Below are 11,007 nucleotides of genomic sequence, written 5' to 3'. Positions count from 1 at the left end.
TCAGACGACGGAATAGGCGTGCGATCCAAGTACGCTATTTTCACGACACGATGGCAGCGGTTGCCTTGGCCGGCGTGCTCGTCATGGTGGTGCAGTCAGACGCGGTGACTTCGATCATCGAAGATCTCGTCGTGAGCGCCTTCCAAGCATGATCACGTGGCGGGGGTGGCGGCTGCGCGGTGAACGCGGCTCGGTGGCCGCTGAATTCGCAGTCGCCATGCCCGCCGTCGTGCTGGTGCTCACCATGTGTATCGGCGCCGTGGTCAGTGGCAGCGCATACGTTCGGGTGCAGGATGCGGCGGGCGAAGCGGCACGGCTTTCGGCTCGCGGAGATGCCGCGGAATCGGCGCTCTCGATCGCGGGTTCCGGCGCTGAAATCACCACCTGGGATTCAGGAGAGTTTCGCTGCGCCACCGTGACCGCACCACTGCAAATTCTGGGAATGACGCTGTCCGTACAAGCAGAAGGAACCTCCTGTGCGTTGCGAGACACCGATGGCTGAGCCTGTGGGCCGTGCGCAGTTTCGCCGAACCAGGTGGCAGCGGAGGATGGTTGTGCTCTGTCGTCGCTCGCCCATTCGCTCAGAGGCGGGCAGCGGCTCCACCCTCGCACTCGCCATTATTGCCGCGACGGCAGCACTCTCGTTGACTCTTATCACCGCGATCGGGGCCTTTGCCGTGCACACTCGAGCATCCGTTGCCGCTGATGCTGCTGCGCTCGCGGCCGCCGACACTGCGTCGGGACGCCTTCCCGGAGATCCCTGCGGGCGCGCATCCCTCATCGCCGCCGCACACGACGCATCCTTAGCATCCTGCGACTCTTCGAGGACGGAATCGGTGGTGACCGTCACCACGGAATTCGGCTGGTTTACGGTTGCGGCGACGGCCCGCGCAGGGCTGCCGAGATAATATTTAAGCTTGCCGAAAATGAGCGATCACGCTACTCAATCTGCTCGGAATCTTGAGGATGACGAAAACCACTCTCGGGAATCGTGTTGTATGGTGCCCAGGAACGCGCCGTCGAATTTTGACAGGTGCTGAACCTTTACCTCGTATCCTCCCCGGCATATATAAAGAGGTACCGTCTACCCCCATTGAGGAACGCATTTTGTCGAACTCACTCGTCATCGTTGAGTCACCCACCAAGGTCAAGAGCATCTCGAAATACCTTGGTGATGGCTACACCGTCATGGCCTCGGTCGGTCACATTCGCGACTTGATCGAGCCCAAGAACCTTCCCGCGGAACAAAAGCAGGGCTCGCTCGGCAAGTTCTCGATCGACGTCGAGAACGGCTTCCAGCCCTACTACGCCGTGTCAGACGCGAAGAAGAAAACGGTCACTGAGCTCAAGAGAGCGCTCAAAGACGCCGATGAACTCATCCTCGCCACTGATGAGGACCGCGAGGGAGAGGCAATTGCCTGGCACCTCATGGAAGTGCTCAAGCCCAAAGTTCCGGTCAAGCGCATGGTCTTCCACGAGATCACCAAAGACGCAATTGAGGCCGCGAAGGACCAAACCCGCGACATCGACGCGCACCTCGTAGACGCGCAGGAGACCCGCCGTATCGTCGACCGCCTCTACGGCTACGAAATCTCGCCGGTGCTGTGGCGCAAGGTTGGTCCGGGGCTCTCGGCCGGCCGGGTGCAGTCCGCAGCGACACGATTGATTGTTGACCGCGAACGAGAACGTCTCGCGTTTGTCGCGGCCTCGTACTGGGGTGTGGATGCGGATCTCGGGGCAAATGGGCAGGGTTTCGGCGTTCGGCTGACCAAGCTTGACGGCAAGCGACTCGCCACCGGTCGTGACTTCGATGACTCCGGTGCGCTGAAAAACGATGCGCTCGTGCTCCGCGAACCGGCCGCAACCGGCCTTGAGGATGCACTCAAGGCAGGTCAGGTCACGGTCACCGTCACTTCGGTCGAGTCGAAGCCCTACACGCGCCGCCCGGCAGCACCGTTCACGACCTCCACTCTGCAGCAGGAAGCTTCCCGAAAGCTCCACTTCTCGGCACGGCAGACCATGTCGGTGGCCCAGTCGCTGTACGAAAACGGTCACATCACCTATATGCGTACCGACTCCTCGAACCTTTCGACGCAGGCAATCGGTGCGGCGCGCAAGCAGGCCTCGGAACTCTACGGTGCCGACTCGATTCCGGAGAAGCCGCGCTACTACGGCGCGAACGCGAAGAATGCGCAGGAAGCACACGAGGCGATCCGCCCCGCGGGCAGCGAGTTTGCGCGACCCAATGAACTCGCTGGCGTCAGCGACCAGGAGCGCAAGCTCTACGATCTGATTTGGAAGCGCACCGTCGCATCCCAAATGGCCGACGCGAAAGGGCAGACCGCGACCGTAACCCTCGCCGGTTCGGCGGTGGAACTGCCGGACAACGAGGGCACCCTCAGCCCGATGACCAGCGAATACCAAGTCTCGGGAACGGTCATCACCTTCCGCGGGTTCCTCGCCGCCTATGAAGAGGGCAAGGACGAGTCGCGCGACGGCGGCGACAGTAATAAGGAATCGAAGCTCCCGCCGCTCAAGGAAGGCGAGCAGGTCAGCGTCGAGGGCGCCGAGGCAAAGTCGCACGAGACGAGCCCGCCGCCGCGCTACACGGAAGCAAGCCTCGTCAAGGTGCTCGACGAACTCGGCATCGGCCGTCCCTCGACCTACGCATCCATCATCGCCACCATCATGGACCGCGGCTACGCCATCAAACGAGGCAATGCCCTCGTCCCAGGATGGACTGCGTTCAGCGTGGTGCGTCTACTCGAAGAGCACTTCAATGAGCTCGTGGAGTACAACTTCACCGCGCAGATGGAATCGGACCTCGACCACATTGCCGCGGGTGACCAGGACCGCACCGAATGGCTCGGCCACTTCTATTTCGGTAGCGAAGAGCATCCGGGGCTGCGGAAAGTCATCGACAACCTCGGTGAGATCGATGCGCGAGCGATCAACTCCACGAAGCTCACCGACACGGCGACGCTGCGCATTGGCCGCTACGGGCCCTATATCGAGTTGGCGCTCGAAGAGGGCGCGGCTGAGGATGCGACTCCGCGGCGCATCAATATTCCCGAAGGGCTTGCACCGGATGAGCTGACCACGGAGAAGGTGCAAGAACTCATCGATGCACCGATCGTGACGGACCGGGTGCTCGGGCAGGATCCAGAGACCGGTCACGACATTGTCGTGAAGGACGGCCGCTTCGGGCCCTACGTCTCGGAGGTGCTGCCGGAGCCCGAGAGCGACGGCACGACGAAACGGAAAAAGACCGGTCCGAAGCCGCGCACGGCATCGCTGTTCAAGTCGATGGCGCCGGAGACGGTGTCCTTCGAAGAAGCGATGAAGCTGCTCTCCTTGCCGCGCGTGGTCGGTGTGGAAGAAGAGACTGAGAAGGAGATCACGGCACAGAACGGTCGCTACGGCCCGTACCTGAAGAAGGGCATCGAGACGCGCACGCTGCCGGATGAAGACTCGATCTTCACGATTGACGTTGCGGGGGCGCTCGAGCTGTTCTCACAGCCGAAGTATCGCGGCCAGCAGTCGAAGTCGGTGCTGCTTGACTTCGGTGAGCCGGACCCGGTTTCGGGGAAGGCCGTCAAGCTCAAGGATGGTCGGTTCGGGCCGTACGTCACCGATGGTGAGACGAATGTCACCGTGCCTCGGGGCACCGACCCGATGACGGTCACCTTTGCTCGCGCGGTCGAGATGATCGCCGAAAAGCGTGCGAAGGGACCGGCCAAGAAACGTACGAGCACCGCGAAAAAGCCAGCTGCGAAAAAGCCGGCCGCGAAGAAACCTGCCGCCAAGACCACGGCAGCGAAGACCACGGCGGCCAAAAAGCCCGCCACGAGGAAACCGGCAGCGAAGAAGCCTGCGGCAACGAACACATCCACCACGACCGAGGAATGCTAAACCCGATTGTGACCAAGCGCGGTCTATTCATCACGTTTGAGGGCGGCGACGGAGCGGGGAAATCCACGCAGGTCGCCCTCCTCACCGAATACCTGCAAGACCGGGGCAGTGAGGTGCTGCACACTCGGGAGCCGGGTGGCACCGATCTCGGGCTCGCCCTGCGCGAAGCGGTGTTGCACAGTAAGAACGAGATTGTGCCGCGGGCTGAAGCGCTGATCTACGCCGCGGACCGTGCGAATAACATCGCCACACGGGTGCGCCCGGCAATTGAACGCGGCGTCGTGGTGCTGCAGGACCGCTACCTCGACTCTTCGGTTGCCTATCAGGGATCCGGGCGCGACCTCGGGCCGAAAGAGATCCGCGACCTCTCACTGTGGGCAACCGAGGGGCTGCTGCCCGACCTCACTGTGCTGCTCGATATCGATCCGGTTGAGGGCCGCGCGCGCATGACCGCTGGGCGCGGGGGACTCGACCGGCTGGAAGCAGAAAGCCGCGCCTTCCATGAACGCGTGCGCGCCCAGTTCCTGGCGCTCGCGAATGCCGAGCCCGAGCGCTTTCTCGTCGTGGATGCGTCGGCAGCTCCCGAGGCGATCTCGGCGATTGTGCGAGGGCGGGTGGACGCGCTGTTGGCAGCCGTTGCCGACACCGTCGTCGACACCGCTGCGAGCCCGACTGCCGATGTCAACCCACCCGCGGCTGTCCCCCAATCCCCGGAAACCACCGCGTGAGCGTCTGGGATGAGGTCACCGGCCAACCGCAGGCGGTCGAGACCCTACAGCGCGCGGTTCGCGGCTCCCGCGAACACGCCGATGACCCACAGGCCTTTACCAACTCCTGGCTCATCACCGGCCCGCCCGGATCGGGACGGTCGACCGCCGCCTACGCATTCGCGGGGGCGCTGCTGTGTCCCAACGGCGGCTGCGGCAAATGCGAATCCTGCGTGCAGGTTCGCAGCCGATCGCATCCCGACCTCACCGCGGTGGTCACCGAAACCCTCATCATTTCGATCGACACGGCTCGCGAACTCGTCTCGCGCGCATCCCGCTCACCGATGAACGCGGACTATCGCGTCATCGTCGTGGAAGACGCCGACCGGATGATGGAACGCACCTCGAACACGCTCCTCAAAGCCATCGAAGAACCCGAGCGCACGACCGTATGGGTGCTCTGTGCCCCGAGCGAAACCGACCTGCTGCCCACCATCCGTTCCCGCGTTCGCACCGTGGGGCTGCGCACTCCGGATGTCTCGGACGTCGCCGATCTCCTCGTTCGACGCCACGGGGTGGACCGTGCCGTGGCGCTTCGTGCCGCCACCGAATCACAAAGTCACGTCGGGATGGCAGCGCGACTGGTCACCACGCCGGAGGCCTGGGATCGCCGCGATCGCGCGCTCGTGGGCGTGCTCGGCATGGCTTCGGTGGGGGATGCGGTGCGCAAAGCAAGCGAGTGGGTCGCGATCGCCGACGAGGATGGCAAAGCCGCGTCCGAAGATCGCGATGAGCAGGAACGAAAAGAAATGTTCCGCTCCCTCGGGCTGGAAACCGGAACGGCCATCCCCAGGCAACTCCGCGGAATTTTTCGCGACCTCGAAGAGAACCAAAAGCGTCGCGCGAAGCGAGCCACGCTCGACGGCGTCGACCGCATCCTCACCGATGTACAGTCGCTATGGCGCGATGTACTCATGCTGCAGTTGGATGCTGGTGTACAACTTGTGAACGAGTCGCAACGGCCCGAAATTGAATCTGCAGCTCGCTCCAGCGAGCCGTCTCGAACGATGGCTAGCATTGAGGCAATCAGCGTCGCACGCGAGCGGCTTGCCGCAAACGTCCCACCGACCCTCGCACTGGAGGGACTGCTCGTTGGTTATGTCGCAAGACAAGCACACGCTTAGAAGCAAGATGGAGGATCCCATGACCGCTCGTTCGAAGCTCAAGCGGGCCAGGTTACTCGCGCTGGGTGCGATGGCTTCGGTTGTGACGATGACGCTGAGCGGATGTGTGCTCATCCAAGAGCTCCAGTCGCCTTCCGAAAATGGCTTCGGGAACGAGTCGCTGACTGAGAACGAACGCGGCGAGCCTTCCCCCGACGGTGGTGGCGACGGCGCGCCGTTGTACGACGAAGACCTGCCGGCAGAACTCGTTGCGTTCTATGAGCAGGAACTCGAGTGGGAACCCTGCCCCGAGGAGTATCAGGCCGAAGAGGGCGCCGAGTGCGCGACTGCGGCAGCACCGTTGAACTGGGATGTTCCAGACGAGCACGACCCCATTGAACTCGCGCTCGTCCGACTGCCCGCACTCGGTGAATCGCAGGGCTCGCTCTTCACCAACCCCGGTGGACCGGGCGGCAGTGGTGTGGACTTTGTGGGGCTCTCGGGGAGCTATTTCTTCTCGGAAGACCTCCAAGAGAACTACGACATCGTCAGCTGGGATCCGCGCGGTGTGGGCGCCTCGAGCGCCGTTGAATGCCGCGATGACGAAGGCATGGATCAGTACATCTACGGTATGCCCGAAAATGCCGATGAAATGAACGAGCAGCAGTCCTATGAGTGGGCCCGCCAGCAAGCGGTCCAGTTTGGCGCGGACTGCTTCGAGAACACCGGCCCGCTGCTCGAATACGTGGACACCAAATCCACCGTGAACGATCTCGATATGCTCCGTGCGCTTGTCGGCGACTCGCAGCTCGCCTACTTCGGGTTGTCCTACGGCACCGACATCGGTGCGCAATACATCGACACCTACCCGGACCGCGTGGGCCGGATCGTCCTGGACGGCGCCACCGACCCCACGGTGCCAATGTTTGACGTGGTCATTGATCAGCAAGAGAAATTTGCCGACGTGACCCTCACCTACCTCGAAGACTGCCTCACGAGCGAAGAGTGCCCATTCCAAGCTCGCGGCGGCGTTGACGGGGCGGTGCAAGAGATTCAGCAGATCATGGATGACGTGGACGAGAACCTGCCCGTTGGTCCCGACGGTCGTGTGCTCACCTCGGGTGTGATCCAGACTGCGATCTCCTCCGCGCTGTACTCGGAGTCGAGCTGGCCCTTCCTCACGCAGGCATTTGGTGCGTGGATGCAGGAGCAAGACCCGAGCGGGTTCTTCATGCTGTCCGACTCGTACTACGGTCGCGATCAAAACGGCAACTACGACTCGAATATGTTCGAAGCATTCCCAGCCATCAACTGCCTCGACTACCCGCTCGTCACTGACGAAGCTCTCATCCGCGACTTCAATGAGCGTGTTTCAGACGTGACCCTGTTCGGCGATGATCTCACCGAACTTGAAATGCAGGTTGGCGACATGACCTGTGAGAATTGGCCGGTGCAATCCCGCGTCGAGACCCAAGAGCCGGTCGAGGGTATTGGCGCTGCACCAGTGCTTGTGGTTGCGACCACCAACGACCCGGCGACGCCGTTCAAGTGGGCAGTGGCAGTCGCGGAACAGCTTGAGTCGGGTGTGCTCCTCGAATTCGAAGGTGAGGGCCACATCGCTTACGGTCAGGGTGACGAGTGCGTGATTAGTGCCGTCGACGAATATCTCATTGAAGGCACCGTCCCCGAGGGCGGCCTGAAGTGTTAGCGAGCTGGCGGTAAGCAGGTCTTCCGGCACCGCTCACGCCACCGACTTGGCATGAAGCACCTCAAATGGGTTATAGTTGCGTGTCGCGTGCTTCGGTGCGCGCCCGCCGCCTTAGCTCAGTCGGTAGAGCGATTCACTCGTAATGAATAGGTCACCAGTTCAATTCTGGTAGGCGGCTCCGACAGAAAGACCCGGGCAGGATGCCGAACTCGCATCCTGCCCGGGTCTTTTCGTTGCGGCAGACCAGCCACCACTCTCTTTCCCGGCGAACTACCGCACGATTGCCGTTGGCAGGGTGATCTCCTGCAGCAGCTCGTGACTCACCGATCCGAGCAGCAGACGGCGGAATGCGCCGCGTCCGTGACTGCCAACGACGAGAAGTCGGCCCTTCGCGGACTGGCTTGCCAACGCATCCGCCGGGCGACCCTCGACAACGACCCGCTCGATTTCAAGGTCGGGGTATTTCCCTTCGATGTCCTTGAGCGATTCATTGAGCTCTTCTGCACAGCTCTCGCGCATCGCTTTCTGGAAGTCGTCGACATACGCAAAGGCGTAACCGTAGCCGTACCCGTACGCAACGTCGCTCTGCCAGGACATCACCGCGATGAGCGGTTCACCAGCCGACTGGGCTTCGGCCGCGGCAAATTGGAGGGCTTGGGTGGAGACATCCGAACCGTCCACACCGACGACCACACCGCGCCGAGCGGTGACGTCGGTGGAAGGCACCGCCACAACCGGTGCCTTACTCACCGCGGCAATACGGATGCTTCCGGGATTGCGCGACCCTTTCCCCGAACCGTCGGTGTCGCTGCCGATCACGAGCAGGTCGGCGCTTTCAGACATGAACTCGAAGGTCTGGGGGAGGCTCTCGCCGCGGTGCACCTCGGTGCGAAGCTCAAGGTTGGGCGCAATTTCGCGGGCGATCTTGGCATGTTCCGCAAGGAGGTCATTGGCCCACTGCTCGATCTCTTCGACATTGCCCACTCTCGGCGTCGGGTCAATCACGCTAAAGATGAGTAGTGATCCGCCGGCCCGGTCAGCGTAGCGAGTAGCCCATGCCACAGCGCTTTCGTCGGCCTGAGACCCGTTGATTCCTACGATGATTCTTCCGGCCATGAGGTACTCCTTCGTGAGCGGTGTTTCCGCCCCGGCATCATTACGCGGAGCGATTGTTGTCCTTCCAGAGTAGTGTTGCGAACTTGAAATCGAGTGTGCAAATCTGCCCATTGACGGCCGTAAATGATGCACATCGGCGACCGGTAGGCTCGTGGCGTGACACAAACGCAACGGAGCGAGCAGGCCCCGCGAAGCGGCGCGAATCTGGCGTCCTGGCAGGGGGCAATCGCGCTCGCCGCCGCGATGGGGATTGGCCGGTTTGTGTATACGCCCGCACTGGGTGCGATGACCGCGCAGGATGCAATCAGCGCCGAAGCGGGCGCGTTGCTGGCGTCGGCGAACTACCTTGGTTACCTGGTTGGTGCCCTCCTCATGCTGATCGGTCGTCGACTGCAGCAGCCCTGGCCGTTCCGCATTGCACTACTCATTCTCGCCGTGACTCTGGCATTGATGACCGTCCCGTCTATTGGCACCTGGTTCTTCGCCCGGACACTTGCCGGCATTGCCAGCGCCGTCATTTTTGTGTCGGTTGCGCAAGCGGTTGCATCGCGTCGGGCCGAAGGCGTGGACCCGGGAATCGTCTATGCCGGGCTCGGCGCGGGCGTGACGCTCACGGGGCTCGTGGGCGGACTCACCGTGTCGCTGCCGTGGCAGAGCCAATGGTGGGTCGCATTCGGCTGCCTCGTGCTCGCGATGGCCGCGACCTGGACGTTTGACCCGCAGCCAAAGACGGTGTTGCGGGTGGCGGATGCGGCGCCGAGTGGTAGTCCCGCTGCCGCTCCCGACCCGCGCTCGGCGGCCGCCCCGTCATCGAAGCCGCTCGCAATCCCGCATCCCCGCACATCCTGGTGGCTCTTATTCTTGAGTTACGGACTGCTCGGTGCCGGCTACATCATCCTCGGGACATTCCTAGTGGTGCAGGTGGATGCGGAAATCGGCGCGGGCCTCGGGTCGTGGTTCTGGGTAGTCACGGGTCTCGTGGCGATCCCCTCCACCGTGATTTGGCGGAGTATCGCCGACCGCATCGGCCCGTCACTCGCATTCGCGTTCACGCTGGTGCTGCAAACCCTCGCCGGGATCCTGCCCGTGGTCATAGGAGGGGTAACGGCGACGGTGATTGCCGCGGCACTCTACGGCTTCACGTTCATTAGCGCGGTGATGCTCGCGACCGGCATGATTCACCTCAATGTGCGGGGAGCTGCGGCGCGACTCACCGCGCTCTATAGCCTGGGGCAGCTGGCCGGTCCGCTCGCGGTCTTGCCGCTCGTCGGCGCCGGATATTTGGGACCCTTCCTCGTCGCGGCAGCGATCAATGGGGTCGCGATGTTGCTCGCATTTGGACTCTTCGTATCCCTGCGGCGCACCCGGCGTAACGCTTCCGACGTAAGCTAATCGACGTCTGTTTTAGAGGGGCGAGCATCGCCGGAGGAGTAGCGTGGGCAAACGAGGCCTGAAGAAACGCGGAAGCGTCTGGGGCAGGATCCTGGGGGCGGCGCTCACTGTCGTACTCGCCGCGGGAGCAGGGCTCGGAGGAGCGATTGCCGCGACTCACTTCCGCACCGAAGCCGCGAGCGACTTCACGCCGCCGCACGCCGCGCAATTACTTGGTGCTGCCACACAGCCCGCTGCAGAACTTACGAGCACGGTGCGGACCTGCTCGATTCAGGAGGAAGTCACCGCACCCGCGGCCCTCGACTTCCACGGGCAGGTCACAAACGCCGACACCGGTGAGATCCTCTTCGAGCACAACGCCACCGGCACCCATCCCACCGCGTCGGTGATGAAACTCATCACCGCCGCCAGCGCGCTCGTGACCCTCGGGCCCGACTACCGCATCCCCACCAGCGTCTACCCGGGCGACGTGCCCGGTAGCTTCGTCATCGTCGGCGGGGGCGATGCGACCCTCAAATCTTCCGCGACGAGCTACTACGACGGGGCCACCGCATCCATCGAAGAACTCGCCCAAGCCGTCCAGGATGCTGGCGGCGCCACCGCGGTTGGCTATGACGCCTCGCTGTTCGGCGGCGCGCCGTGGCATCCGACCTGGGAGGACCGGGTGCGCGAGAACGGCAATATTTCGCCGATTACGGCGCTCATGACCGATGGTGGCCGGATGGCGCCGAACAGCATCTATTCGGAACGCACCGCCACCCCCGATACCGATGCTGCCGCCGACTTTGCGAGCGCAGTTGGCGCCCCCGTCGACGCGAGCATCAATGTGCAGCCGGGCTCCGAGCCCATCATTGAGGTCTGGTCGCAGCCGGTGTCGGAACTTGTCGAATACGTCCTGGTCGACAGCGACAATGTGCTGGCGGAAACGCTCGCACGGCTGGTCGCGATTGAGCGCGATCAGGGTAATACCTTTGCCGAGGTGGATGCGGGCGCTGAGCTATCGCTCGAG

General features: G+C 63.0%; 10 protein-coding genes and 1 tRNA gene. 10 read left to right on the top strand and 1 reads right to left on the bottom strand.

The features are described 5' to 3' along the window. The first annotated feature begins 50 nt into the window (after positions 1 to 50). From ACTHXA_RS15215 to ACTHXA_RS15180, 8 genes are all read left to right on the top strand, one after another. The gene (locus ACTHXA_RS15215; RefSeq protein ID WP_441673727.1) at positions 51 to 152 is read left to right on the top strand and encodes a DUF4244 domain-containing protein; all 102 of its coding nucleotides are present in this window, start codon (positions 51 to 53) and stop codon (positions 150 to 152) included. Then, a complete protein-coding gene (locus tag ACTHXA_RS15210) occupies positions 149 to 502 on the top strand; it encodes a TadE family type IV pilus minor pilin (RefSeq protein WP_441673726.1) in 354 nt (117 codons plus the stop codon). Before ACTHXA_RS15215 ends, ACTHXA_RS15210 begins: the two co-directional genes overlap by 4 nt. A gap of 52 nt (positions 503 to 554) precedes the next feature. Beyond that, positions 555 to 908 (top strand): Rv3654c family TadE-like protein, encoded by a 354-nt coding sequence (locus ACTHXA_RS15205; protein ID WP_441673725.1) that lies wholly within the window; start codon positions 555 to 557, stop codon positions 906 to 908. A 199-nt stretch (positions 909 to 1,107) separates the two neighbouring features. After that, positions 1,108 to 3,912 carry a type I DNA topoisomerase gene (gene topA, locus ACTHXA_RS15200; protein ID WP_441673724.1) on the top strand — a complete coding sequence of 935 codons (2,805 nt, stop codon included), beginning with the start codon at positions 1,108 to 1,110 and terminating at the stop codon, positions 3,910 to 3,912. Continuing rightward, a complete protein-coding gene (gene tmk, locus ACTHXA_RS15195) occupies positions 3,906 to 4,640 on the top strand; it encodes a dTMP kinase (RefSeq protein ID WP_441673723.1) in 735 nt (244 codons plus the stop codon). Before topA ends, tmk begins: the two co-directional genes overlap by 7 nt. Next, on the top strand, positions 4,637 to 5,803 hold the full coding sequence (locus ACTHXA_RS15190; RefSeq protein WP_441673722.1) for a DNA polymerase III subunit delta': 1,167 nt from the start codon (positions 4,637 to 4,639) through the stop codon (positions 5,801 to 5,803). Before tmk ends, ACTHXA_RS15190 begins: the two co-directional genes overlap by 4 nt. A gap of 19 nt (positions 5,804 to 5,822) precedes the next feature. After that, entirely contained in the window at positions 5,823 to 7,490 is a 1,668-nt protein-coding gene (locus ACTHXA_RS15185; protein ID WP_441673721.1) for an alpha/beta hydrolase, read from the top strand. Positions 7,491 to 7,595: 105 nt separating this feature from the next. Beyond that, positions 7,596 to 7,668 (top strand) — tRNA-Thr (locus ACTHXA_RS15180). Positions 7,669 to 7,760: 92 nt separating this feature from the next. Here the strand turns inward: ACTHXA_RS15180 and ACTHXA_RS15175 are convergent. Further along, on the bottom strand, positions 7,761 to 8,606 hold the full coding sequence (locus ACTHXA_RS15175) for a universal stress protein (RefSeq protein WP_441673720.1): 846 nt from the start codon (positions 8,604 to 8,606) through the stop codon (positions 7,761 to 7,763). 156 nt (positions 8,607 to 8,762) lie between these two features. On the opposite strand from ACTHXA_RS15175, the gene ACTHXA_RS15170 reads away from it, so the two are divergent. Further along, the gene (locus tag ACTHXA_RS15170) at positions 8,763 to 9,998 is read left to right on the top strand and encodes a YbfB/YjiJ family MFS transporter (protein ID WP_441673719.1); all 1,236 of its coding nucleotides are present in this window, start codon (positions 8,763 to 8,765) and stop codon (positions 9,996 to 9,998) included. A 43-nt stretch (positions 9,999 to 10,041) separates the two neighbouring features. Continuing rightward, positions 10,042 to 11,007 (top strand): D-alanyl-D-alanine carboxypeptidase (locus ACTHXA_RS15165; protein ID WP_441673718.1); only part of this gene is annotated, 966 nt, incomplete at its 3' end.

It is taken from the genome of Gulosibacter sp., assembly GCF_052090685.1.
Lineage (GTDB): Bacteria > Actinomycetota > Actinomycetes > Actinomycetales > Microbacteriaceae > Gulosibacter.
Note: the sequence above shows the minus strand (reverse complement) of the source record. Positions and strands in the feature narration are given on the sequence as shown.